This window comes from Diaphorobacter sp. MNS-0 (genome assembly GCF_019602835.1).
GTDB classification, from domain to species: domain Bacteria; phylum Pseudomonadota; class Gammaproteobacteria; order Burkholderiales; family Burkholderiaceae_C; genus Diaphorobacter; species Diaphorobacter nitroreducens.
In genome coordinates, this window is sequence record NZ_CP080761.1 from 1777375 (window position 1) to 1802416 (window position 25042).

The 25042-nt window shown below is 68.2% G+C and carries 23 protein-coding genes; 12 read left to right on the top strand and 11 right to left on the bottom strand.

Going from position 1 to position 25042, the window contains the following annotated elements:
* Window positions 1-14 precede the first annotated feature (14 nt).
* Window positions 15-266: a hypothetical protein gene (locus K2L43_RS08575; protein ID WP_220638866.1), complete on the bottom strand. Its 252-nt coding sequence runs from the start codon at window positions 264-266 to the stop codon at window positions 15-17.
* Here K2L43_RS08575 and K2L43_RS08580 point away from each other — a divergent pair.
* Genes K2L43_RS08580 through K2L43_RS08605 form a run of 6 tightly spaced genes read left to right on the top strand, consistent with a single transcriptional unit; the run spans window position 265 to window position 5627 of the window.
* Window positions 265-1047 (top strand): energy-coupling factor ABC transporter ATP-binding protein, encoded by a 783-nt coding sequence (locus K2L43_RS08580; protein ID WP_220638867.1) that lies wholly within the window; start codon window positions 265-267, stop codon window positions 1045-1047. The two genes, K2L43_RS08575 and K2L43_RS08580, sit on opposite strands and share 2 nt — an antisense overlap.
* A 17-nt stretch (window positions 1048-1064) precedes the next feature.
* On the top strand, window positions 1065-1658 hold the full coding sequence (locus tag K2L43_RS08585) for an energy-coupling factor transporter transmembrane protein EcfT (RefSeq protein ID WP_220638868.1): 594 nt from the start codon (window positions 1065-1067) through the stop codon (window positions 1656-1658).
* 36 nt (window positions 1659-1694) lie between these two features.
* Complete coding sequence (locus K2L43_RS08590; RefSeq protein ID WP_220638869.1) at window positions 1695-2279, top strand: biotin transporter BioY; 585 nt, start codon at window positions 1695-1697, stop codon at window positions 2277-2279.
* Window positions 2276-3760 (top strand): AMP-binding protein, encoded by a 1485-nt coding sequence (locus tag K2L43_RS08595; RefSeq protein ID WP_220638870.1) that lies wholly within the window; start codon window positions 2276-2278, stop codon window positions 3758-3760. The genes K2L43_RS08590 and K2L43_RS08595 overlap by 4 nt, the downstream gene beginning before the upstream one ends.
* Window positions 3757-4926: a thiolase family protein gene (locus tag K2L43_RS08600; protein ID WP_220638871.1), complete on the top strand. Its 1170-nt coding sequence runs from the start codon at window positions 3757-3759 to the stop codon at window positions 4924-4926. The genes K2L43_RS08595 and K2L43_RS08600 overlap by 4 nt, the downstream gene beginning before the upstream one ends.
* 2 nt (window positions 4927-4928) lie before the next feature.
* Window positions 4929-5627, top strand: a complete 699-nt coding sequence (locus tag K2L43_RS08605; RefSeq protein ID WP_103738749.1) for a nitroreductase — start codon at window positions 4929-4931, stop codon at window positions 5625-5627.
* Between the two features lie 183 nt (window positions 5628-5810).
* Here K2L43_RS08605 and K2L43_RS08610 read toward each other — a convergent pair whose 3' ends face one another.
* Complete coding sequence (locus tag K2L43_RS08610) at window positions 5811-6998, bottom strand: metallophosphoesterase (protein ID WP_196995631.1); 1188 nt, start codon at window positions 6996-6998, stop codon at window positions 5811-5813.
* A gap of 294 nt (window positions 6999-7292) precedes the next feature.
* Between K2L43_RS08610 and K2L43_RS08615 the strand changes: the two genes are divergently transcribed.
* Window positions 7293-8633, top strand: coding sequence for an NAD(P)H-dependent oxidoreductase (locus K2L43_RS08615; RefSeq protein WP_135147813.1), 1341 nt, complete (start codon window positions 7293-7295; stop codon window positions 8631-8633).
* 47 nt (window positions 8634-8680) lie between these two features.
* The gene (gene hrpA, locus K2L43_RS08620) at window positions 8681-12706 is read left to right on the top strand and encodes an ATP-dependent RNA helicase HrpA (protein ID WP_220638872.1); all 4026 of its coding nucleotides are present in this window, start codon (window positions 8681-8683) and stop codon (window positions 12704-12706) included.
* A gap of 231 nt (window positions 12707-12937) precedes the next feature.
* Here hrpA and K2L43_RS08625 read toward each other — a convergent pair whose 3' ends face one another.
* The 3 genes from K2L43_RS08625 to lexA form a co-directional block, all read right to left on the bottom strand.
* The gene (locus tag K2L43_RS08625) at window positions 12938-13438 is read right to left on the bottom strand and encodes a pyridoxamine 5'-phosphate oxidase family protein (protein ID WP_135147814.1); all 501 of its coding nucleotides are present in this window, start codon (window positions 13436-13438) and stop codon (window positions 12938-12940) included.
* Between the two features lie 121 nt (window positions 13439-13559).
* Window positions 13560-13961, bottom strand: a complete 402-nt coding sequence (locus tag K2L43_RS08630; RefSeq protein ID WP_220638873.1) for a hypothetical protein — start codon at window positions 13959-13961, stop codon at window positions 13560-13562.
* Between the two features lie 161 nt (window positions 13962-14122).
* Window positions 14123-14797 carry a transcriptional repressor LexA gene (gene lexA / locus K2L43_RS08635; RefSeq protein ID WP_011805517.1) on the bottom strand — a complete coding sequence of 225 codons (675 nt, stop codon included), beginning with the start codon at window positions 14795-14797 and terminating at the stop codon, window positions 14123-14125.
* A gap of 82 nt (window positions 14798-14879) precedes the next feature.
* Between lexA and K2L43_RS08640 the strand changes: the two genes are divergently transcribed.
* Window positions 14880-15851, top strand: a complete 972-nt coding sequence (locus tag K2L43_RS08640) for an asparaginase (protein WP_220638874.1) — start codon at window positions 14880-14882, stop codon at window positions 15849-15851.
* An 87-nt stretch (window positions 15852-15938) separates the two neighbouring features.
* Here the strand turns inward: K2L43_RS08640 and adk are convergent, their stop codons facing one another.
* The 6 genes from adk to K2L43_RS08670 all read right to left on the bottom strand — a co-directional run bounded on the left by adk (window position 15939) and on the right by K2L43_RS08670 (window position 19815).
* Entirely contained in the window at window positions 15939-16595 is a 657-nt protein-coding gene (gene adk, locus K2L43_RS08645) for an adenylate kinase (protein ID WP_011805515.1), read from the bottom strand.
* Between the two features lie 121 nt (window positions 16596-16716).
* Complete coding sequence (kdsB, locus tag K2L43_RS08650; protein WP_220638875.1) at window positions 16717-17505, bottom strand: 3-deoxy-manno-octulosonate cytidylyltransferase; 789 nt, start codon at window positions 17503-17505, stop codon at window positions 16717-16719.
* Complete coding sequence (locus K2L43_RS08655) at window positions 17502-17684, bottom strand: Trm112 family protein (protein ID WP_011805513.1); 183 nt, start codon at window positions 17682-17684, stop codon at window positions 17502-17504. Before K2L43_RS08655 ends, kdsB begins: the two co-directional genes overlap by 4 nt.
* 8 nt (window positions 17685-17692) lie before the next feature.
* Window positions 17693-18709 carry a tetraacyldisaccharide 4'-kinase gene (gene lpxK / locus K2L43_RS08660; RefSeq protein ID WP_220638876.1) on the bottom strand — a complete coding sequence of 339 codons (1017 nt, stop codon included), beginning with the start codon at window positions 18707-18709 and terminating at the stop codon, window positions 17693-17695.
* Between the two features lie 10 nt (window positions 18710-18719).
* Window positions 18720-19145: a biopolymer transporter ExbD gene (locus K2L43_RS08665; protein WP_011805511.1), complete on the bottom strand. Its 426-nt coding sequence runs from the start codon at window positions 19143-19145 to the stop codon at window positions 18720-18722.
* Window positions 19146-19176: 31 nt separating this feature from the next.
* On the bottom strand, window positions 19177-19815 hold the full coding sequence (locus tag K2L43_RS08670; RefSeq protein ID WP_011805510.1) for a MotA/TolQ/ExbB proton channel family protein: 639 nt from the start codon (window positions 19813-19815) through the stop codon (window positions 19177-19179).
* A 376-nt stretch (window positions 19816-20191) separates the two neighbouring features.
* Between K2L43_RS08670 and xseA the strand changes: the two genes are divergently transcribed.
* From xseA to K2L43_RS08685, 3 genes are all read left to right on the top strand, one after another.
* Complete coding sequence (xseA, locus tag K2L43_RS08675; protein ID WP_220638877.1) at window positions 20192-21529, top strand: exodeoxyribonuclease VII large subunit; 1338 nt, start codon at window positions 20192-20194, stop codon at window positions 21527-21529.
* 145 nt (window positions 21530-21674) lie between these two features.
* Entirely contained in the window at window positions 21675-22256 is a 582-nt protein-coding gene (locus tag K2L43_RS08680; protein WP_135147742.1) for a superoxide dismutase, read from the top strand.
* 343 nt (window positions 22257-22599) lie between these two features.
* On the top strand, window positions 22600-24834 hold the full coding sequence (locus K2L43_RS08685; protein WP_220638878.1) for an NADP-dependent isocitrate dehydrogenase: 2235 nt from the start codon (window positions 22600-22602) through the stop codon (window positions 24832-24834).
* The last annotated feature ends 208 nt before the right edge of the window (window positions 24835-25042 follow it).

Consider the following 25042-nt stretch of genomic DNA (forward strand, 5'->3'; position numbering starts at 1 on the left):
GGATAGACCATGCATCATTTTTCGCGGTAGATGACGCGATAAAGGATGCAGATGGTGGCATGAAGAGGGTGGGTTGTTGCAAATGAGCCCAGTTGAAGATAACTGCGTTGAAAGGGCCGGATTTTTGTGCTCTTTTGCTGAAGGTTGCGGATGTGATTTGCCTGCTTATTGGCGGAAATTGATTTGCAATAGATGCTTTTTGCTGAAAGAAAAGGATTTTTAAGGGGCGTAGAATCCGCGGCGAATTTGCTTGGCTTTCTTGGCATGCTCCCCTCCTGTTCCTCTCACCCCCCTGACGCTCCCGTGCTGCAAGTGCGGCAGGTGCGCCTGCGCCGCGGTGTCACGCAGGTCTTTGACGGGCTTGATCTCATGCTGGCCGAGCCGCGCATTGGACTGATCGGCCACAACGGCGCAGGCAAGACCAGCCTGCTGCGGCTGTTGTGCGCGCTGGAGGTGCCCGACGAAGGCCAGGTGCTGTCGCACGGGCAGGACTTGCAGGCACTGCCGCAAGGGCAATTGCGGGCCCAGCGCGTGGGCATGATGTTCCAGAACCCCGACGATCAAATCATCTTTCCCACGGTGGAAGAGGAGCTCGCCCTGGGCCTGCAACCGCAGGGCCTGTCCCGGCGTGATGCGCTGGCGCGCGCCCGCGCCTTCCTGGCCGAACGGGGCCTTGCCGACTGGGCCGCGCGCGCGGTCGGGGCGTTGAGCCAGGGCCAGCGCCAGCACGTTTGTTGGCTTGCATTGCTGCTCGCCGGGCCGCGAACGCTGTTGCTGGACGAACCCTTCGCCAGCCTGGACCTGCCGGGGCAGGCACGGCTGGCCGATGACATTGCCGCCTGCGGGCGGCAGGTGGTGGTGTCCACCCATGTGCTGGAGCATGTGCGCGACTACCCGCGCGTGGTCTGGCTGCATGAAGGCCGGGTGCAGGCGGACGGGCGCGGCCACGATGTGTGCGCGGCGTATGAAGCCGCCGTTGCCCAACAGGTGGCGCGGGCCCGCGCCGCGGCGGGCATGCCACCTGCCCGTATGCGCGCCGCGGCCTGAGCGAAGGATGCAATGCCATGGGTAGCCTCTACAGCGAACACCTCACCTGGCTGCACCGCTGGCCCGCGGGGGGCAAGCTGGCCGGCATGGCGGTGCTGGGCACGTTGCTGTTCGTGTTGTCCGCGCCGGGGGCGTTGGCGGCGGCGGGCGTGGCGTGCGCACTGTTGTGGTGGAGCCTGGGGCCGGCCACCCGCGTGGCGCGCCGGCTCATCGTGTCGGTGCTCATCGCCGCGGCGCTGGTGGCGGGCTTTCACCTGTGGATGGGACGGCCCGAGGTGGCGGCGGTGAGCGCACTGCGCCTGGCCTGCGCCTCCACACTGGGGGTGGCGCTCACCGTGAGCACGCGTCCCACGGACTTGCTGCAGGTGCTGGATGCGCTGCTGCGGCCCCTGGCGCACCTCGGCCTGCGGCCGGAGCGCGTGTCGTTGCAACTGGCGCTGATGCTGCGGTTCACCGAACATTTCTTCGTGCAGTGGAAGAAGCTGGACGAAGCCCACCGCCTGCGCACCGGCCGCGCCGGCGGCCTGCGGCTGATCGCGCCGCTCACCGTGCAGATGCTGCAGGGGGCGCAGCGTGTGGCCGATGCCCTCTACGCCCGTTTGGGCGGCTGACTATTCCTGTTTTTTCTTGTCGACCCAAGGAGTTGTATGACTGCTGCCATATCCCGCAAAGCCTCTCACTCCATGGCGCTGGTGGCGCTGTTCGCCGCGCTCATGGCCGTGATGGGGCTCATTCCCAAGATCGACCTACCGCTGGGCGTGCCGATCACACTGCAGTCGCTGGGCGTGATGCTGGCCGGCTGCCTGCTGGGCGCGCGCCGGGGCTTTCAGTCCATGCTGCTGTTCCTGGCGGCCGTGGCGGCCGGCCTGCCGCTGCTGTCGGGCGGGCGGGGCGGGCTGGGGGTGTTCATGGCGCCGTCGGCCGGCTACCTGGTGGGTTACGCGCTGGCGGCATGGGTGACAGGCGCGCTGATGCGCACACTGCCGCAGGGCACGCCGCTGCGCACGGCCGCGAGCGCGTTCATCGCTTCCGTGCTTGGCGGGCTGGTCTTCCTGCATGCCATGGGCATTGCCGGCCTCGTGCTGCTGGCGCAGATGCCGCTGGACAAGGCCTTTCTGGCGGACCTGGTCTTCGTGCCCGGTGACCTGGTCAAGTGCGCGCTCTGCGCGGTGGTGGTGCATACCGTGGCCAAGGCGCTGCCAGACTGGCCGTTTGGTGGGCGCGAACGTTGAACACCCACCCTTGCAAGCGGCAGGCGCTGGCGCCCCTGCCGCAACTGCTGACGGGCGATGCGCTGCCTGAGCTGTTCGAGTGGGTACATGGCCCCCTGGCGCACTGGGCTCGCACGCGGCCGCACTGCCTGGCGCTGGCCAATGAAACCACCCGGTGGGACTTCGCGACGCTGAACGACCGTGTACAGGAGCGTGCGCGCCAGTGGGATGCGCAAGGCGCGCCGGCCACCGTGCTGCTGCCCGGTGATGCCGGCACGCTGGAGGGGGTGGTGGAATTCCTGGGCGTGATCGCCAGCGGGCGCTGCGCGGCGATGGGAGATCCCCAGTGGCCGGCGGGTGTGGCCCGGGCGGTTGCCGGGCGGCTGCCTCTGGGCTCCGGAGCCCCGGCAGCGGCCACGCCGCAGTCGCCGTTCTACGTGGGCTTCACCTCGGGCAGCACGGGCCTGCCCAAGGGCTTCATGCGCCACCACCGCTCCTGGGTGGAGAGCTTTCGCGTCAGCCTGCAGGACTTTGGTGTCGCGGCGGCCACGCGCGTGCTGGCGCCGGGCCGCATGTCGCATTCGCTGTTCCTGTTCGGCGCGCTGCTGGGCCTGTGGACGGGCGCTGGCGCGGTGCTGCAGGAGCGCTTTTCCGCGCCGCGCGCGCTGGACACCCTGCGCGCGGGCGGCGCGCCCTTGCTGGTGGCGGTGCCCAGCCAGCTTGTGCTGATGCTGCAGTGGACCGAGCGGCGGCAGCTGGCACCTATCGAGGGGGTGGAGCTGGTGCTGATCAGCGGCGCGCGCTGGCTGCGCGAGCGCACACCCGCGCTGCGCCGGTTGTTCCCGCGCGCACGCATCGTGGAGTTCTACGGTGCATCCGAGGCCAGCTACGTCGCCTGGATGGATGCTGAGCCGGGCGCACCGGCCCAGGCCGTGGGCCGGCCGTTCAGCAACGTGGACCTGCACATCGGCCCCGATCCCCGCAGCGCCGCGCTGCCGCAGGGCGTGCCGGGGCTGATCTGGGTGCGCAGTCCCATGCTGTTCATGGATTACGTGAACGCCGCCGACGGCACCGCCGCCCTGCGCGAGGGCGACTGGCTCTCGGTGCGCGACATGGGTTACGTGGACGACAGCGGTTTGCTGCACCTGTGCGGGCGCGAGAACCGCATGCTCGTCACCCAAGGCAAGAACCTGTTCCCCGAGGAAGTGGAGGCGCGCCTGCTGGCCCACCCACAGGTGGCGCAGGCCAGCCTGCAGGGTGTGGCCGACGGCCTGCGCGGCCTGCGTGTGCAGGCGGTGCTGCAGTGGCAGGGCGACGCGCCGCCACCCGGATCGCTGGAGCTGGCGGCCTGGTGCCGCGCGGTGTTGGAGCCTTACAAGGCGCCGCGCCACTGGTGGGTGTGGGTGGGCGACTGGCCGCAGACGGCCAGCGGCAAGACCGACCACGCAGCCATCGCCCGCGCGCTGCAGGCGCCGTCGCCCTCGCTGGAGCGCTGGCGGTGAACGCTATTCCCATATTGGCCTGGGCGCGCACGCCGGTGGCGCCGGTCGGCGGGGTGCTCGCGGCCTGCCAGCCGCACGATCTGGCGGCGCCGCTGGTGGCGCGCATGCTGGCGGATGCCGGGTTGCCGGCCGAGGCCGTCGATGCCGTGGTGCTGGGCAACGCCCTGGGCGCCGGGGGCAACCCCGCCCGCATGCTGGCGCTGGCGGCCGGCCTCCCCGAGGGCATTCCCGCCGTGACGCTGGACAGCCAGTGCTGCGCGGGGCTGGATGCCGTCACCCATGCCTGCGGTCTGCTGGCGCTGGGCCAGGCCGATGTCGTGATTGCCGGCGGGGCCGAGGCGTGGAGCCGCGCACCCCTGCGCATGCACCGGCCTCTGCAGGCGGAGGAGGCACCGGTGCCCTATGACCGGCCACCCTTCACGCCCTGGCCCGCGCGCGACCCCGACATGCTGCTGGCCGCGCTGGACGGCGCGCGGCGCCTGGGGCTCACGCGCCACGCGCAGGATGCGTACGCCATGGCCAGCCACGCGCGCAGCGTGGCGGCGCGCGCTGCCATGGCCCATGAAATCGTGCCGCTGCGGGGGTTGGCGCACGACGCCTACCCGCGCCTGTTGAGCGCCGCGCGTGTGGCGCGCATGCCTGCGGTGGCCAGCGGTCAGTCGGTGGACGGCCAGGATTGCAGCCTCAGCACCGTCGCCGTGTCGCCCAAGGCGGACGGCGCGGCCCTGCTGCTGTTGGCCACGGCCACGGCCTGCGCGCGCTGGGGCGTGCGGCCGCGTGCGCAGTGGCGCGGCAGCGTCAGCGTGGGCGGTGCGCCCGAGTCGCCCATGCTCTGCGCCGTCGACGTGGCACGCGCCGCGCAGCAGCGCTGTGGCTGGGATTGGGCGGCGCTGGAGGCGCTGGAACTGCACGACGCCTTTGCGGCGCAGGGCCTGGCGTTCTGCAATGCGCTGGGCTTGCCGCTCGGTGCCATCAACCGGGGCGGGGGCGGCCTGGCGCGCGGGCACCCCATCGGTGCATCGGGCGCCATTGCGCTGGTGCGCGTGCTGGCGCAGATGGCGCAGCGGCAGGGTGCCGACCGCACCGACCGCACGCTGCGCGGCATGGCGTGCATTGCGGGTGCGGGCGGCCTGGGTGCGGCCACCTGGGTGGAAATACCGGAGTGAGAATGACCGAACCCCTGGTGATGCCTGTGGCGCAGGACGCCTTCGAGACGCTGGCGCAGGCGCGCCATTCCGTGCGCGCCTTCCTGCCGCGGCCCGTGCCCCTCGCGCTGCTGGAGCGGTTGCTGGCTGCGGCGCGGCTGGCGCCCAGCGGGGCCAATCTGCAGCCGGGCCGCTTCTGGGCCGTGGAGGGCGCGGTGCGCGAACGCCTGAGTGCCGCGCTGTGCCAGGCGTGGCGCGACCAGGTGCCTGAGGCCGAGGACTATGGCTATTTCCCCCGCCCCATGCCGCTGGCATTGCGCAAACGCCAGGTGGCAGCCGCGCAGGCGCTGTACGGGGCGCTGGGTGTGGCGCGCGGCGACGGCGCGGGTCGGGCCACGCAGTTCGAGCGCAACTACCGCTTCTTTGATGCACCCGTGGCGCTGATCGTCACCATCGACCGCGGTTTCGGCGCAGGTGGCTTCATGGACCTGGGCATGTGCCTGCACGGACTGATGCTGGCCGCGCAGTCCCAGGGGCTGGCCAGCTGTGCCATTGGTGCGCTGGCGAGCTACCCGCAGATCGTGCGCGACGCGCTGGGCCTGCCGGCCAGCGAGGTGGTCGTCTGCGGCATGGCGCTGGGCTGGGAAGACGCGGGCGCACCCGTCAACCGCACGCGCACCGAGCGCGAGGCGCTGGAGCGCTACTTCACCGTGCTGCGCTGAGGCAATGCGGAACACGTTCCCTCGCGTGTCGTGAGCCCCACCTTTTCTGCGGCCTGCTGCGTTGCATAACGATCGCGATGGTGATGGCGGGGCTTTGCGTGCGAGGTGCGTCCCCTCGCAGCCCAGGCAGTACCCTCGTGCCGACTTATTCAGTATTTGACGGCGCCGGGCCGTCGCGCGGTCTTACGACGCTGTGCCACGGCGCAGCACCAACAGGTCGATATGGGGCTGAACGCCCAGCCGCACTGCGAAGCCGGCCCACAGGCCCGCGCCCGCGCTCACGAACAGGCGCATGCCGTCCACGTCGTATTGCCCGCGCACGAAACCGTTGTTGAACGGAGCGACCAGCCAGCGGTCCATGCCGCTGATCAGCCCGCCGTGCGTGTGGCCCGAGACCTGCAGGTCCACGCCGTGCGCGGCGTTGTCGCGCGCGAGCTTGGGCTGGTGCGCCAGCAGCAGGTGGAAGTCGGCCTGCGCCGCGCGCGCCTGCCGGGCCACCGCGGGTACATCGGGGGGCACGCCCTCGGGCACGCGCGGGTCGGCATTGTGGTGAGAGGTGCGGCCGTAGACCGGGTCGCCCACGCCGGACAGAGCCAGACGCGCGCCATTCACCTGCAGCACCTGGGTCTGGTTGGCCAAGACGCCCAGGCCCAGGCGGCGAAATTCCGCCATCCAGGCGTCGTAGCCGCCGTAGTACTCATGGTTGCCGGGCGCGGCCCATACGCCGTGCGGTGCGCGCAGTTGCGCCAGTGGAGCTACGAAGGCGGCGCTGCTGCCTACGTCGCCATCCACCAGGTCACCGGGCAGCACGATCAGGTCGGGCCGCGCCGCGTGGGTGCGCTCCACCACGCTCTGCACGTAGGCGGTATGGTTGATGGGGCTCGCGTGGATATCCGCCAGCACGGCCACACGCAGGCCATCCAGGGCCTCGGGCAATTGCGGCAGGTGTACCAACTGTTCACGCACCGTGGGCGGCTGCAGGCCCTGCGCCGTGCCAAAGCCCGCCGCGCCCAGCGCCAGCGCCACGGCGGTGCCGGTCAACCGCCTGCCGCGCAGCCGCAGGTGCCATGTGTCGCCCCCGCCCATGAGCGCGGCGGCCCGCGCCGCGAGCCATGCGGCATCACGCGCCAGAAGAAAAGCAATGATCAGCACCAGCGTGCCCAACACCCAGCCGCCGGGCACCTGCAGATAGGCCAGCGTGGCGTAATCCATGGCGCCGGCCTGCAAGAGCTTGAGCAGCAGGGCCGGTGTCACGCCCAGCAGGGCGGTCAGCGCAATGGCCACCAGGCGCGCCCGGCGCGACATGCCGCGCACGGGCCCCCAGAGCCAGACCGCCAGCAGCGGAATCACCAACGCAGCAAGAGACACCATGGAAAGCCGGGGATGCAAAGAAGAAAGCGGCACCGACGTATGGGGCCGGCGTGGGGGGGCGGCGCGGCGACAAAAGGGTGCGCCCCGCCGGCCGAGAACGTGCGCAGGATAACGGTCCTTTTCAATGCCTTGCAGGCGGTGGGGTACTGGGCGGTGTCCCGGCCCTAGGGCGTATCCCAAGAGACGTGGGGCGTACCCTGCGCTACGGTGGCCGTGGGATTCCCACCGGCCCGCGCGCCAGCAGGCGCCGGGGTTTCGCGCCGCAGCGGCGCACTTCTATCGTTTGCCATACCCATGAACCTTCACCAGAAACTGCTGCAGCGTGCCCGGCAAGGGCGTCCCATCCGCATTGGGCTGATCGGCGCGGGCAAGTTCGGCGCCATGTACCTGGCGCAGGTGCCGCGCATGCCGGGCGTGCACCTGGTGGGCATTGCCGATCTGTCGCCGGCCAACGCCCGCGCCAGCCTGGCGCGCGTGGGATGGGCGCCCGAGCAGTCGGAGGCCGCGTCGGCCCAGCAGGCGCTGGAGCAGGGCACGACCTGGATCACCGAGGACTGGCAGGCCCTGGTGCGCCACCCGCAGATCGAGCTGATCGTCGAATGCACGGGCAACCCGCTGGCGGCGGTGGACCATATCCTCGACGCCTTCGCCCACGGCAAGCATGTGGTGAACGTGACCGTGGAGGCCGACGCTTTCTGCGGCCCGCTGCTGGCGCGCAAGGCCCAGGCCGCGGGCGTGGTCTATTCGCTGGCCTACGGCGACCAGCCCGCCATGATCTGCGAGCTGGTGGACTGGGCCCGCACCTGCGGCTTTCCGGTGGTGGCGGCCGGGCGCGGGCACAAGTGGCTGCCGCATTTCTGCGAATCCACGCCCGAGACGGTGTGGGGCTACTACGGCCTGACGCCCGAGCAGGCGCAGCGTGGCGGCCTGAACCCCAAGATGTTCAACAGCTTCCTGGACGGGTCCAAGCCCAGCATCGAGAGCACGGCCGTCTCCAACGCCACGGGCCTGGCCGTGCCGAGCAACGGCCTGCAGTACCCGCCCGCCAGTGTGGAGGACATTCCCTACGTCACGCGCCCGGTGGGCGAGGGCGGAGTGCTAGAGAAAAAAGGCATGGTGGAAGTGATCTCGTCGCTGGAGAAGGACGGCCGCCGGATCCCCTACGACATCCGCATGGGCGTGTGGGTCACGGTGGAAGGCGAGACTGACTACATCCGCCACTGTTTCGAGGAATACAACGCCCACACCGACCCCACGGGCCGCTACTTCACGCTGTACAAGCGCTGGCACCTCATCGGGCTGGAGGTGGGCATGTCGGTGGCCAGCGTGGCGCTGCGCGGCGAGCCCACCGGCGTGCCCCAGGGCTGGAACGCCGATGTGGTGGCCACGGCCAAGCGTGACCTGCGCCCGGGCGACCTGCTGGATGGCGAGGGCGGCTACACCGTCTGGGGCAAGCTGCTGCCGGCTGCGACGTCGCGCAGCCTCAGGGGCCTGCCGCTGGGCCTGGCGCACAGCGCGCGCGTGGTGCGCCCGGTGGCAAAAGGCCAGGCATTGTCCTGGGACGATGTGGAGATGGACACCACCACCCACGCCTATCGGGTGCGCCGGGAGATGGAGGCCATGTTCCCCGCCTGACCCTGGTGCGGCACGGGTGCCTGGGGGCTGGGATAATTCCCGCCCCTATGCCCCTCACGATCACCTTTCCCGAGCAACTCCCCGTCTCCAGCCGCCGCGACGAGATCATGGCGGCCATGGCCGAGCACCAGGTCATCATCGTCTGCGGCGAGACGGGCTCGGGCAAGACCACGCAACTGCCAAAAATAGCGCTGGCCCTGGGACGCGGCAAGTGCAATGCGCCCGAGGGCACGCGCGGGCGCCTGATCGGCCACACCCAGCCGCGGCGCATTGCCGCCAGCAGCGTGGCCAAGCGCATTGCCGAGGAGCTGAACACCCCCTTGGGCGAGGTGGTGGGTTACAAGGTGCGCTTTCAGGACACGCTGCAAAAGGGCGCTTCGGTCAAGCTGATGACCGACGGCATCCTGCTGGCCGAGACGCAGACCGATCCGCTGCTCAAGGCCTACGACACGCTCATCATCGACGAGGCGCACGAGCGCAGCCTGAATATCGACTTCCTGCTGGGCTACCTCAAGCAGATCCTGCCGCAGCGGCCCGATTTGAAGGTGGTCGTGACTTCGGCCACCATCGACGCGGAGCGCTTCGCCAAGCACTTCGAGGGCAAGGCCGGTCCGGCGCCGGTCATCATGGTGTCCGGGCGCACCTATCCCGTGGAGATGCGCTACAAGCCCTTTGAAGAAAAGAAGGACTTTGACCTCAACGATGCCATTGCCGACGGCGTGGACGAGTTGTGGGCGGGCGGCAAGGGCGGAGACATCCTCGTCTTCCTGCCCGGCGAGCGCGAGATCCGCGAGGCGGCGGACCACCTGCGCAAGCACCTGCAGCACTCGCCAGTGCTGAGGAACGCCGAGGTACTCCCCCTGTTCTCGCGCCTGTCGCAGGCCGAGCAGGACCGCATCTTCGACGGCCACACCGGCCGGCGCATCGTGCTGGCCACCAACGTGGCCGAGACCTCGCTCACCGTGCCGGGCATCCGTTACGTCATTGACGCAGGTACGGCGCGCGTGAAGCGCTATTCCTTCCGTAGCAAGGTGGAGCAGTTGCTGGTGGAGCCCATCAGCCAGGCGGCGGCCAACCAGCGCGCCGGGCGCTGCGGCCGCGTGGCCAACGGCATCTGCATCCGCCTGTACGACGAGGCGGACTTTCACCAGCGCGACCGCTTCACCGACCCCGAAATCCTGCGCTCGTCCCTGGCGGGCGTCATCCTGCGCATGAAGTCGCTGGGCCTGGGTGACGTGGTGAACTTCCCGTTCCTCGAGGCGCCCTCGGGCCGTGCGATCGCCGACGGCTATCAACTGCTGCAGGAGTTGGGCGCCGTGGACGAGCGCGGCAATTTGCTGCCCATGGGCCGCGAACTGTCGCGCCTGCCCTTGGACCCGCGCGTGGGCCGCATGATCCTGGAGGCCCGCACCCGCGGCGCCGTGGCCGAGGTGCTGGTGATTGCCTCGGCCCTTAGCGTGCAGGACGTGCGCGACCGGCCGCTGGAGGCGCAGCAGCAGGCCGACCAGCAGCATGCCAAGTTCGACGACGAGAAAAGCGAGTTCACCGGCTACCTGCGCCTGTGGAAGTGGCTGCAGGATGCGCGCGGCGGCAAGATCGTCGCCAAGACGCGCAAGGAGATGGCGGCCCAGACCGCCCCCGCGGCCCAAGCGCGCAACACGGCCTTCCTGCCCGTGAGCCAGCGCAGCAGCGGCGCGCAAGCGGAAGCCGCAGGCGAGGAGCGCCTGGCGCAGTTCCACCCCGCCGATGCGGAGGAGGCCACCCACAAGCTCAGCAACCGGCAGTGGGAGCAGTTGCTGCGCCAGAACTACATCAACATCCGCCGCGTGCGCGAGTGGCGCGACATCCATTCGCAGCTGCTCACCGTGGTGCGGGAGCACCAGTGGCAGGTGAACACCGAGCCCGCGGGCTACGAGGCCGTGCACCTGTCCATGCTGTCGGGCCTGCTGGGCAACATTGGTTACAAGGCCGAGGAGAGCGAGGCCTACCTGGGCGCGCACGGCATCAAGTTCCACCCGCACCCGGGCGCGCACCTGTCCAAGAAGCCCGGCCGCTGGATCGTCGCAGCCGAGCAGGTCGAGACCTCGCGCCTGTACGGCCGCGGTATCGCGGCGATCGAACCGCAATGGCTGGAAGAGGTGGGCGGCCATCTGCTCAAGAAGCAGCTGCTGGACCCGCATTGGTCCAAGAAACAGGCCGACGTGGTGGCGCTCGAGCGCGCCACGCTCTACGGCCTGGTGGTCTACAGCGGCCGCCGCGTGAGCTATGGCCGCGTGGATCCGTACGAGGCGCGCAACCTGTTCATTCGCCAGGCGCTGGTCGAGGGCGAGTGGGAGACGCATTGGCCGTTCCTGGGCGCCAACCTCAAGCTGGTGCGCAAGGTGCAGGAGCTGGAGCACAAGAGCCGCCGCCAGGACGTGCTGGTGGACGACGAGCTGATCTTCGCCTTCTACGACCAGCAGATTCCCAAAGACGTGTACAGCGGCGCCACGTTCGACAAGTGGTTCCGCAGTGCCGGCAAGGAGAACGCCGGCCTGCTGCTTCTCAAGCGCGACGAGCTGATGCGCCATGAGGCCGCGGGCATCACCACCGACAACTTTCCCAAGACGGTGAAGCTGGGCGGCGTGGACTGCACGGCCAGCTACCTGCACAGCCCCGGTGACGCGCGCGATGGGGTCACCGTCACGGTGCCGCTGTTCGTGCTGAACCAGGTGAGCGAGGAGCGTGCGGAATGGCTGGTGCCCGGCATGCTCAAGGACAAGATCCAGGCGCTGCTCAAGAGCCTGCCGCAGCGCCCGCGCAGCCGTTTCGTGCCGCTGCCGGAAAGTGCTGCGCGGCTGGCGTCGCTGTTCACCGAGGAAGAGCGTTGGGCCCAGGGCAGCTTGATCGACACGCTGCTCAAGCAAGTGCGCGATGAAACCTCGCTCGACGTGAAGCGCGCGGACTTCAAGCTGGACATGCTCAGCCCGCACCTGTTCATGAACTTTCGCGTGACGGATGAGCACGGCCGCCAGCTCGGCCAGGGACGCAACCTGGGCGCGCTCAAGGCGGAGTGGGGGAGCAAGGCTCGTGGGGCGTTCCAGGCGCTTGCTTCATTAAAGATAGCTGGTGGCGCTCACCAGAAGCCAGATTCCGGTGGAAAACCATCTGAAACCAAGGAAAAACGGGCGCCAGCAGCTATCAAAAAAGAACCACTCGTCGGCGCGCCCGCGGCCCGCAAGGCCGATGCCCGCTACGAGGATTGGAGCTTTGGCGAACTGCCCGAGCTGATGGAAATCGCCAAGGGTAGCCAGACGCTGATCGGTTTCCCCGCGCTCATCGACCACGGCGATGCGGTGGGCATCGAGGTGTTCGACGAACCCGAAGTCGCCGCCGCGCGCCACCGCGTGGGCCTGCGCCGGCTGTTTGCGCTTCAGATCAAGGACGCGCTCAAGTACCTGGAAAAGAACATCCCCGATCTGCAGAAGATGGCTGTGGCCTTCATGCCGCTGGGCACGCAGGAGGAGCTGCGCGCACAAATCATCGACGTGGCCATCGACCGCGCCTTCCTGCAAGAGCCGCTGCCCAGCAACGAGGCCCAGTTCAAGCAGCGCGTGCAGGACGGGCGCGGGCGCCTCACGCTGATCGCCAACGAGGTGGCGCGCATGGCGGCGGCCATCCTCATCGAATACGCCGCCACGCAGCGCAAGATCAAGGACACCAAGAACGCTCCCGAGGCCACGGCCGACGCGTCACAGCAGCTGCAGCGCCTGATGCCCAAGCAGTTCATCGCCGCCGCGCCCTGGGCGCAGCTGCAGCACTACGCGCGCTACCTCAAGGCCATCGCCACGCGCCTGGACAAGTACCGCGCCGACCCGGCACGCGATGCCGCCAAGCTCAAGGAACTGCAGCCGCTGGAGCAGCGCTATTGGCGCCTGGTGGCCGAGCGCAAGGGCCAGGTGGATGCCCGCATGCAGGAGTACCGCTGGATGCTGGAGGAACTGCGCGTGAGCTTCTTCGCGCAGGAGTTGCGCACGCCGTATCCGGTCAGCGGCAAGCGGCTGGACAAGGTCTGGTCGCAACTGGTGTCTTGAGGGGCTCTCGCGCGGGGACAGGCCGTCGGGGCAGATGTGCTGCCACCAGCCGCCGTGGGCGGGGCCGTTCATGCTTTGGCGCGCACGGCGAGCGTCCGCCAACCCGTCACCAAACCGGCCCTGGCAGCGACCCGTGTGGCCTTCCCAGGCACCGGGCTTGCGGCCGCCAGCGCTCGCCTGGGCGGAACGGCCCTTGCCATCCAACTGCTGACGGCGCCGATCGCCCCAGCGTCAAGACGTGAGCAGCGCCTTCAGCTCCTCGGCAGATAAATCCCGCGCCGCGCCAAACCCTGCCACGTGGCGGCCCACCGAAGGGATGATCTGCACGAACTGGAAGTCGCCCAGCGCCGTCATGGGCGCTGCCTCAGGGAAGCGCTGCAGGTAGGCGGCGCGCGCGCTGGCGGCTGCCTCGGGCGCAAGCAGTACGGCTTGTCCTTGGATGGCAACGCGCTCCAGCGCATGCACGGGCTGGGCCGCGTCCTCGGGCGCCGTGATCAGGAGAGAAACCGCGGGCGATTGCCGCAGGTTGCGGGTATGGGCGGCGAGGGCGCTGACATGCAATACCAGCACCTGGGCCGTGGAGTCGATGGCATACGGAACGAACGACACCGCCGGCGTTGTGAATGGCACCGATTCCGCGCCGGGCAGGGTTTGCAGCGTTGCCAGCGCGGCCGTGCGCCGGCCCCACAGCAGTTGCCGCAGCAAGCGGTCCAGGCGGGACTCGTGGGTCATGGCGTGCTTGGGGGCGGGCAGTTGCAAGTGCCGTGCATTGTAGAAACGGGCCTGCGATGAACGCGCTGCTGCCGCGACGCCTTCGAAAAGTGTCAGAAGTGGTCGCAGCAGTGCCCCGCGGTCAGCGCAGGGCCAGGCGCTCCAGTTCCGCGCACACATCGGCCATGCGGCCGGAAATCACGAGCTTGCAGGCGTCGTCGGTGTCATGGCGCAGGATCACGCGCAGGGGGAGCGAACGGGTGGAGATCGCAGGCCGCAGACCTGTGTGCTGCATGGCCGCATCCGCGGCAGGCATGGCAAAGGCGCGGTGGCGGGCCGGATTTTCTTGCGCCATGCCCGCCACGGCGGGGCTATCGAGAGGGCCGGCGTTGGGCGTCGCTCCCTGGAGTGCATCGGCGCGTCCGTGCGTGGTGCAGGCAGAGGTTGCCGCGCCGCGCGACATATGGCGTGCAGCCAGTCCCCATCGGCGCAGGCGGCGCAAGGGGCGGGTAAGGGAGGCAAAGGCAAAGAGGGCAAATCCCATGTGAAGACTCCGGCATGCCAGGGCATGAAGGTGGAACACAGGCAGGATTGCCAAGGACGTCAAGCGCGCATCCGCAGGGTTGGCATGCGGCAGCCACGGGGCATGCCCGGGCTACCGCCTGCCAGACGCCCGCCACCTGCGGTGGCGCTGCATTCAACGGACTACATGAGCATGGTGTTGCGTATCAGGCCCACGGCCAGCCCTTCGATCTCGAAAGGTTCGCCCGGCTCGACGCGGATCACCGGGTAGTCGGGGTTCTCGGGCAGCAGTTCGATGGCGCTGCCTGTGCGGCGCAGGCGCTTGACCGTGACGTCATCGCCCAGGCGCGCCACGATGATTTGCCCGTTGCGCGCCTCGCGCGTTGCCTGTACGGCGAGCAGGTCGCCGTCCATGATGCCCGCGTCGCGCATGGACATGCCGCGCACCTTGAGCAGGTAGTCGGGCTTGTGCGCAAACAGGCTGCCTTCCACCGTATAGGTCTGGTCCACATGCTCCTGGGCGAGAATGGGCGAGCCGGCCGCCACGCGGCCCACCAGCGGCAGCGTGAGCTGCGACAGGCCGGGTATCGGCAGGTTGAACTGGGCGCCGCGCGCCGCATTGATGTTGCGCACGGTTTCGCCGCGCAGGCGGATGCCGCGCGAGGTGCCGCTGACCAGTTCGATCACGCCCTTGCGGGCCAGCGCCTGCAGGTGCTCCTCGGCCGCGTTGGCGGACTTGAAACCCAACTCTGCCGCGATCTCGGCGCGGGTAGGCGGGGCGCCGGTGCGCGCGATGGCGGTCTGGATCAGGTCCAGGATCTGCTGCTGGCGGGCGGTGAGCTTGGGACTGTCGAGCATGGTGCGATCCAATGCGGTCGGTGGTTGAGTGGGTTACTGTTTTTTAATCCAGTATCTGTATTTTTGAACAGTTTTTGGAGGGATGCAAGTGGCAGCTGCAAGAAAAATCGTCGTTATGGGCACCGGCGGCACGATTGCGGGCTCTTCCGCGGTGCAAGGTGCGAACGTGGGGTACACGGCCGGGCAGATCGGCGTGGAGCAATTGCTGGCCGCGGTGCCCGGGCTGGTGCAGGCCGCGGGCGGCGCGCTGGTGGCTGAACAGGTGGTGCAGCTGGACAGCAAGGACATGGGCTTTGACGTGTGGGCGCGCCTGGCCGGTCGTTGCGCCGCACACCTGGCCGACCCGGCCGTGGCCGGCGTCGTCATCACCCACGGCACGGATACGCTGGAGGAAACCGCCTGGCTGCTGCACAACCTGCTCGATACCACCGCCAAGCCGGTGGTACTGACCTGTGCCATGCGTCCGGCCACGGCGCTCGCGCCGGACGGGCCGCAGAACCTGCTGGATGCCGTCACACTAGCGGCCGACCCCTCAGCGCGGGGGGTTCTGATGGCGGCCGCCGGCGTGGTGCACGGGGCGCGCGAGGTGAGCAAGGTGCACCCGCTGCGGCTGGACGCGTTCCACTCCGGCGATGCCGGGCCTCTGGGCTGGATGGAAGCGGGGCGCGTGCGCTGGGCCCGCGGCCTTGCGCCGCAGGTGGAACAGCCTGCGCATGGCGCGCTGGTGCCGATCCTGCCAGATGCCGCCTGGCCACGCGTGGAAATCGTCCTCAGCCACGCCGGCGCGGATGGCGCGTTGGTGGACTGGCTGGTGGAGAAGGGCGTGCACGGCATCGTGGTGGCCGCCACCGGCAATGGTACGCTGCACCATGCGCTGGAGGCCGCGCTCGCGCGTGCCGTGGCGGCCGGGGTGCAGGTGCGCGTGGCTTCGCGCTGCCCGCAGGGGCGGATGATGGACCTGACGGGCACGCCCTGGCGTGATGCGGATGGGCTGAGCCCTATGAAGGCACGGGTCAGCCTGCTGCTGGAGTTGATGCAGTCCGCTAATTCATAAGCACCGTCATGGGCCGAGGCGCTTGCCTGGGCACACAGCACAACGCCCCGCGTTGCGGGGCGTTGGCGGGCGCCGGCGGCGGGTTCGTCAGCTTGACAGTGCCGTCAGGGCGCGCTGGGTGATTTCCTCCACGCTGCCGGTGCCTTGAATGGCACGGTACTTGGGCGCGTTGGCGGGATCGGTCTTGGCCCAGCTGGAGTAATAGTCCACCAGCGGGCGGGTCTGGTCGCTGTAGACCTGCAGGCGCTTCTTGACGGTTTCTTCCTTGTCGTCCTCGCGCTGCACCAGGGGCTCGCCCGTCACGTCGTCCTTGCCTTCGACCTTGGGCGGGTTGAACTTCACGTGGTAGGTGCGGCCCGAAGCCGGGTGGGAGCGGCGGCCGCTCATGCGTTCGATGATGGCGTCGAACGGCACGTCGATCTCCAGCACATAGTCGAGCTTCACGCCCGCGGCTTTCATGGCGTCTGCCTGGGGGATGGTGCGTGGGAATCCGTCGAACAGGAAACCCTGGGCACAGTCGGGCTCGGCGATGCGCTCCTTCACCAGGTTGATGATCAGGTCGTCGCTGACGAGCTGGCCCGCATCCATGACGGCCTTGGCTTGCAGGCCCAGGGGCGTGCCGGCCTTGACGGCGGCGCGCAGCATGTCGCCGGTGGAGATCTGGGGGATGCCGAATTTCTGGCAGATGAACGCGGCCTGCGTACCCTTTCCGGCGCCGGGAGCGCCGAGCAGAATCAGTCTCATGGATGTCCTCTAGTGTTTTGAAATCAGCGGGCACGCTTGCCGTCGGCGCGCCAGCGCGGGACAGGTGCTCTTGTTGCGAACAAGGATAGCACGCGGGCCATGCGCCAAGCTGACGGCCGCGCTAGCCGCCCAGGAGGGTGCGCACGCGCTCCAGGTCGGCTGGCGTGTCCACGCCCGCACCGGGTGCGCTGCCGGTCACGTGCACGGCGATGCGGTGGCCGTGCCAGAGGGCGCGCAGCTGCTCCAGCGCTTCCAGTTGCTCGGTCGGCGCCGCTGGCAGCTGTGGAAACCGGCGCAGAAAGCCTGCCCGGTAGCTGTAGATGCCGATGTGCCGTAGCGGTGCGAAACCCACGGGCACCCCCGGTTGGCCCGGCTGCCACCAGAGGCTGCCCGGCGCGTGGTCGCGTGCGTGGGGGATGGGGGCGCGGCTGAAGTAGTGCGCGAGGCCCTGCGCGTCCAGCACCACCTTCACCACGTTGGGGTTCGCAAAGTCCTCCGCGCTGTCGATGGCGTGCGCGGCGGTGCCCATGCTGGCATCGCCGCGCGCATGCAGCAGTGCGGCCACGGCGTCGATCAGCCGTGGGTCGATGAGGGGCTCGTCACCCTGTACGTTCACCACAATGTCTTCGCCCGCCAGGCCCAGCAGCTCGCAGGCCTCGGCCAGGCGATCGCTGCCGCTGGCGTGGTCGGCGCGCGTCAGCAGAGCCTGCACCCCGTGCGCCTGGCAGGCCTGGACGATGCGCGCGTCGTCCGCCGCGACCACGCAGCGCTGGGCGCCGCTCTGGCTGGCGCGGCGGGCCACATGCACCACCATGGGCAGCCCGGCGATATCGGCCAAGGGCTTGTTGGGCAGGCGGGTGGAGGCCAGGCGCGCCGGTATCAGCACCGTGAACGGTGCGGCGCGACTCACTGTTCCAGCTCCTCGTCGCTCAAGGGGCGGGCCTCGTTTTCCAGCAGCACGGGAATGCCGTCGCGCACGGGATAGGCCAGCCGCGCGCTGCGCGAGATGAGTTCCTGGCGTTCGCGGTCGTAGGTCAGCGGGCCCTTGGTGACGGGGCAGACCAGCAGTTCAAGCAGTTTGGGATCCATGGTGTTCCTCAATGGCCGGACGATGATAGCGACGCCAGGCGGGCGTCGAGCGCGTCGAAGAAGGCCGGCGGGATCCGCACGGCCAGCGGCACGGCCAGCGCGTCCGGGTGCGCGGGCCAGAGCTTGACGGCGTCTTTTTCGGTGCAAATCAGCCGTAAGCGCTTATTCGATGGGCGCTTCCAGCTACAAAAATCATAGTGATCGGGCAGTGCTTCCTCGCTCTCGGGCTGAATGCCCCTGGCGTGCAGCATCGCAAAAAAGTCGTGCGGCCGCGCGATCGCCGCGAGTGCGTGCGACGGTTCGCCCTGCAATTGCTCCAGCGGCAGGTGCTGCCCGCTGGCATTCACGGCATGGGCGGCGAGTTCACGTGACAGCGCGAATTGCGGCGCGCCCCCTCCGGGCGGGGAGCCGGCGTGGAGCACCAGGTCCACCGCGCGCGGCCAGGGCTCGCGCAGCGGGCCGGCGGGCAGCAGCCAGCCGTTGCCGGCGCCTTCGTCGTTGAAGACGCAGACTTCCAGGTCGCGCGCCAGGGCCAGGTGCTGCAGGCCGTCGTCGCAAACCAGGATGTTGGTGGCGGGGTGGGCGGCCAGCAGCGCGCGCCCTGCCTGGGCACGCCTGCGCGCCACGAAGACCGGGGCGCCGCTGGCGCGGGCGATGAGCAGCGGCTCGTCGCCCACCTCGGCCGCGCTGCTGGCGGGCAGCACTTCGCGGCAGTCTGCGGTGGCGCGGCCGTATCCCCGCGAGATGACGCCCGGCCGCCAGCCGCGGGCCTGCAGGTGGCGCACCACGGCCAGGGTCACGGGCGTTTTGCCGGCGCCGCCGGCGATCACGTTGCCGACCACGATGACGGGCACGGGCAGTCGCTCGCTGCGCAGCAGACCCGTGCGATAGAGCGCGCGGCGCAGCGCCGTGAGCACGCCGTACAGCAGCGACAGCGGCCACAGCGCCAGGGCCAGCGCGCCACGGTGCTGCCAGGCGCCGCGCAGCCGCTCGGCCAGGGGGGACGGGCGGCCGGGCGCGGCCATCGGCGCAGGCTTACTTGCCGGCCGTGGCCGACGACTGGGTGGCAAAGGTGATCTGCGACAGGCCCACGCGGCGCGCGGCTTCCATCACCGTGACCACGGACTGGTGGGGGGCCGATGCGTCGGCGCTGATGATGACCACGCTGTTCGGCCCCGCAGTGGCGGCATCGGCCAGCGCCCGCGCCACCTGGTCGACCTGCCGGCCCTCCAGCGTGGTCTTGTTGATGGCGTAGCGTCCGTCGGCGGCCACGGCCACGATGACTTCCTTGGGGTGGTCGCGCAACTGCTGAGCGTCCGCTACGGGCAGGGTGAGCTGCAGCTCGGTGAACTTGCTATAGGTGGTGGTCAGCATCAGGAAGATGAGGATCACCAACAGCACGTCGATGAAGGGGATCAGGTTGATCTCCGGCTCTTCCTTTTGGCGGGGGCGAAAGTTCATGGCGAAACGTGCCTCTGTGCGCTGGCGCCGCTCACTTGCGCAGGCGGTTGATGTGCCGCACGAATTGCTCGGATGCCAGTTCCAGCGTCAGCAGGTAGGCGTCCACGCGGCTGCGGAAGTAGCGCCAGAAGATCAGCGCCGGGATGGCCACGATCAGGCCGAAGGCGGTGTTGTACAGCGCAATGGAGATGCCGTGCGCCAGTTGCGCGGGGTTGCCGCCGCCGGTCGCACCCACGGCGCCCGTGCCGGCCTGGGAGCCGAAGATCTCGATCATGCCGATCACCGTGCCCAGCAGGCCCAGCAGCGGTGCGGCCGAGGCGATGGTGGCCAGGGCGTTGAGGTACTTCTCCAGCCGGTGGGCGACGGCGCGGCCGGCGCCCTCCATGGCGGCGCGCACGTCGGCCTCGGTGCTCTGGGGGTTGCTGTTGAGCGTGCGCAGGCCGCTGGCCAGCACTTCGCCCAGGGCCGAGTTCTGCGCCAGCTGGTTCACCACGTCGGGCGAGGGAATGGACTTGGAGGAGACCGAGATGGCCTCGTCCAGCAGCTTCGGGGGGGCCACACGGGCGGTCTTCAGTGCGACGAAGCGCTCAAAAACCAGCGCCAGCGCCAGGATGGAACAGGCAATCAGGGGCCAGATCGGCCAGCCCGCGGCTTGTATGATCGACAGCAATTCTCACTCCGCTCACGTAAAAAGCAGCGGGGATTATGGCGCACCTTCCAACCCGGCCTTTGGGCGCATCGTCTGCTTTACGCCACCCCTGTTCGGAGCACAGGGCCGGGGCACGTAGAGTCGCCGGGGAGACTCACATTTTCTGTGGATAACTTTGTGGGAAACCACGTGCATACCCGTCGCGAAGCGGCGCCGTTACGTGGTTTGCTTAGTTTGATGAAAAACTGCGCATCAAAAAAACCTTTGAAATCAATGGGTTGCACGTACTCTTGTGGTATGGGGCCGGGTTGGCGCATGGCCTTCCGCCGTGGCGCCGGATGCCCGGATCTGTGGACTAGTGCACCGGCCCGGTGCGCGTACAAGCGTGGAGCGGCCTGTGTTTGAGCGTGCAGATACAGGCGTGGCGCCGCGAATCTGGGAGGTTGGCGCGTTATGCCGCGCCATTGCTGATGCGCTGGAGGCGCGGTTCAATCCTGTCGCGGTGCGCGGGGAGATCACGGGCTTCTCGCGCGCGTCCAGCGGGCACTGCTACTTCACGCTGAAGGATGGAAATGGTCAGATCCGTTGCGCCATGTTCCGCCGTGCGGCGGGCGTGCTGGATTTCACCCCGCGCGACGGCGAACTAGTCGAAGTGCGCGGCCGGCTGGGCGTGTACGAGGCACGCGGCGACCTGCAGCTCATCGTCGACAGCCTGCAGCGCGCGGGGCAGGGGGCGCTGTTCGAGCAGTTCATGCGCCTCAAGGCGCAACTGGAGGCCGAAGGCCTGTTCGACGCGGTGCGCAAGCGCGCGCTGCCGGCCATGCCGCGCGGCATCGGCGTGGTCACGTCGCCGGGCGCTGCAGCACTGCATGACGTGGTGACGGCACTGCGCCGGCGCGTGCCGCACATTCCCGTGGTGCTGGTGCCGGCCCTGGTACAGGGGGCGCAGGCGCCGGCATCGATTGCCGAAGCGCTATCAAAAATGTATCTGCTTGCGCAGGAGGGGCGGGCGCTGGGCGGTGATTTGGCTATGAATGCCGGGGCGCCGCCAGCCATCGATGTGATCCTGCTGGTGCGCGGCGGTGGCTCCATCGAAGACCTGTGGGCGTTCAATGACGAGCGCGTGGCCCGCGCCATCGTGCAGAGCCCGGTGCCGCTGGTCAGCGGTGTGGGGCATGAGACCGACTTCACCATCGCCGACTTCTGCGCCGACCTGCGCGCGCCCACGCCCACGGCCGCCGCCGAGTTGGTGGCACAGCCGCGTGCCGTGTGGCTGGGGGCACTCGACCTGCTGGCGCAACGGCTGGCCGACGGCGTACAGCGCCAGGTGGACCTGCGGCACCAACGGCTGGACCAGGCGGCCCAGCGGCTGGGCCGGCCCTCGGGTTTCGTGGGGCGGCAGCAACTGCGGCTGAGCGGCCTGGAACAGCGCCTGCGCCACGGATTGCTATTGAAAACGCAGCGGCTTGCACATGCGGGGCAAGCGCTGCAGGGTCATTTCCCTCAAATCGTGCAGCGCAGCCTGGTGCAGCGCAGAGAGCGCCTGGAGCGCGCGGCGCTGCGTCTGCAACTGCTGGATCCGCGCCTGGTGCTGCAGCGCGGCTATGCCTTGCTGACCGATGCGCAGGGGCAACCCGTGACGCGCCCCGCCCAGGTGCGCCTGGGCGACGCCGTGCATGCCCAGTTGGCCGAGGGTGAACTGGACCTGACGGTATCGCAGCGCCGCTTGCTGTGAACGGCGCGGGTCAATCCCGTACCAGAGGGCAGGAGTCGCCGCCCGCCTACAGCGGCGAGTGCTATTACTTTCCTACAATGCCCGTTGCATCGCCGCGCCCTGGTGGCCGCGATCTCCCCCATCCCAACCCACGAAGGACTTGACCATGGAACATACCCTGCCTCCGCTGCCCTACGCGATTGATGCCCTGGCCCCGCACTACAGCCAGGAAACGCTGGAATACCACCACGGCAAGCACCACAACGCCTACGTGGTGAACCTGAACAACCTGCAAAAGGGCACCGAGTTCGAGAACATGACGCTGGAGGAGATCGTCAAGAAGTCGTCCGGCGGCATCTACAACAACGCCGCGCAGATCTGGAACCACACCTTCTTCTGGAACTGCATGGCCCCCAACGGCGGTGGCGAGCCCAGCGGCGCCCTGGCCCAGGCGATCCATGCCAAGTGGGGCAGTTACGCCGCGTTCAAGGAAGCGTTCGTGAAGAGCGCCGTGGGCAACTTCGGCTCCGGCTGGACCTGGCTGGTCAAGAAGGCCGACGGTACGGTGGACATCGTGAACACCGGCGCCGCCGGCACGCCGCTGACCACGGCCGACAAGGCGCTGCTGACGGTGGACGTGTGGGAACACGCCTATTACATCGACTACCGCAACCTGCGTCCCAAGTTCGTCGAGACCTTCCTGGACAAGCTGGTGAACTGGAAGTTCGCCGAAGCCAACTTCGCCTGAACCGAAATGCACGCCGCGCCCTGCGGCGTTGAGCGACCCAAAGACAAACGGCCCGCAGAGGAATCTGCGGGCCGTTTTTTCGTCTGGCTTGACGGCCCGGGCGGCGGCCTCATTGGGTACGGCCTCCCTGGGTAATTTGGCAGCGGGACGACAGTCTTGTAGAAGACTTGCAAAAAAAAGTGCCAGTTCCCCTGTCAATTTTTTGCAATGCGATATTCGATTGCAAATTACACGATTTCCGCGCAACGACTCGCGCACAATCCGGACTGTCACATCGGATGACTGCGCGCGAGGCCGCGGACCGGCGGCGCAAGACCTCTGTTTTGTTTACCTGAGAGACGAGATGAGCACCCAGAAACCCACCATCATCTATACCCTGACCGACGAGGCTCCCCGCCTGGCCACGGCCTCCTTCCTGCCCATCGTGCGCAGCTTCGCGTCGGTGGCCGGTATCGAAGTGGCCGAGAGCGACATCTCCGTGGCGGCGCGCGTCCTGGGTGAGTTCCCCGACTTCCTGACGCCCGAGCAGCGCGTACCCAATACGCTGGCTGAACTGGGCAAGAAGACGCTCGAGCCCGACGTCAACATCATCAAGCTGCCCAACATCAGCGCGTCCGTGGCGCAGTTGATCGCCGCCATCAAGGAACTGCAAGGCAAGGGCTACAACCTGCCCGACTACCCCGAGAACCCCACCACCGACGAGGAAAAGGCCATCAAGGCCCGCTATGGCAAATGCCTGGGCTCATCCGTGAACCCGGTGCTGCGCGAGGGCAACTCCGACCGCCGCGCGCCTGCCGCGGTGAAGAACTACGCCAAGAAGCACCCGCACTCCATGGGCGAGTGGAAGCAGTGGTCGCAGACGCATGTGTCCCACATGCACGAGGGCGACTTCTATCATGGCGAAAAGTCCCTGACCCTGGACAAGGCCCGCGACGTAAAGATGGTGCTGGAGACGAAGTCCGGCAAGACCGTGGTGCTGAAGGAAAAGGTCGCGCTCAAGGACGGCGAGATCATCGACTCCATGTTCATGAGCAAGAAGGCCCTGTGCGCCTTCTACGAGAAGGAACTGGCCGACTGCAAGGAAGCCGGCATCCTGTTCTCGCTGCACGTGAAGGCCACGATGATGAAGGTCTCGCACCCGATCGTGTTCGGTCACTGCGTGAAGATCTACTACAAGGAAGCCTTCGAGAAGCACGGCGCGCTGTTTGACGAGCTGGGCATCAACGTCAACAACGGCATGGCCACGTTGTACGAGAAGATCGAGACGCTGCCCGCCTCCAAGCGTGAAGAGATCATCCGCGACCTGCACGCCTGCCAGGAGCACCGTCCGGCGCTCGCCATGGTGGACTCCGCCAAGGGCATCACCAACTTCCACTCGCCCAACGACATCATCGTGGACGCCTCCATGCCCGCCATGATCCGCCAGGGCGGCAAGATGTGGGGCGCCGACGGCAAGCCTTACGACTGCAAGGCCGTGATGCCTGAGTCGACCTTTGCCCGTATCTACCAGGAGATGATCAACTTCTGCAAGTGGCACGGTAACTTCGACCCCCGCACCATGGGCACCGTGCCCAACGTGGGCCTGATGGCGCAGAAGGCCGAGGAATACGGCTCGCACGACAAGACCTTTGAGATCGCCGAAGACGGCGTGGCCAACATCGTGGACATCGCCACGGGTGAAGTGCTGCTGTCGCAGAACGTGGAAACCGGCGACATCTGGCGTATGTGCCAGGTCAAGGACGCTCCGATCCGCGACTGGGTGAAGCTGGCCGTGACCCGCGCGCGCAACTCCGGCATGCCCGCCGTGTTCTGGCTGGACCCCTATCGCCCGCACGAGAACGAGCTGATCAAGAAGGTCGAGAAGTACCTGAAGGACCACGACACTACCGGCCTGAACATCCAGATCATGAGCCAGGTGCGTGCAATGCGCTTCACGCTGGAGCGCGTGGCGCGCGGCCTGGACACCATCTCGGTGACCGGCAACATCCTGCGCGACTACCTGACCGACCTGTTCCCGATCATGGAACTGGGCACTTCCGCCAAGATGCTGTCCATCGTGCCCCTGATGGCCGGCGGCGGCATGTACGAGACGGGCGCGGGCGGCTCCGCTCCCAAGCACGTGCAGCAGCTGGTCGAAGAGAACTACCTGCGCTGGGACTCGCTGGGGGAATTCCTGGCGCTGGCCGTGTCGCTGGAAGACCTGGGCCTGAAGGAAAACAACCCCCGCGCCAAGCTGCTGGCCAAGACGCTGGACCAGGCCACCGGCAAGCTGCTGGACGAGAACAAGTCGCCCTCGCGCAAGGTGGGCGAGATCGACAACCGCGGCAGCCAGTTCTATCTGTCGCTGTACTGGGCCCAGGCCCTGGCCGCGCAGTCCGAGGACGCCGCGCTGGCCGCCAAGTTCGCTCCGTTGGCCAAGACCCTGGCCGATAACGAGGCCGAGATCGTCGAGGAACTGCGCGTGGTGCAGGGCAAGCCCGCCGACATCGGTGGCTACTACCTGCCCGATCTGTCCAAGCTGGACGCCGTGATGCGCCCCAGCGCCACGTTCAACGCGGCCATCGCAGCGCTCGCCTGACGGAGCACCGGCCGGGTGTCATCCTGGCCGTCACCGGCCTTCCCGCAAGGGGAGGCCGGTTTCTTTTTGCACGGCCTTTGGGTGGGGTGGACCCTCGCAATCGCGGACAGGGATGCTATGAAAAATGAAGCTCTTCGCGCTTGATACGCAATGGTTTCAAGGTAAATATCTCATGAAATCCTTGCGGGAAAAGCGCTGCCAGCTCCTG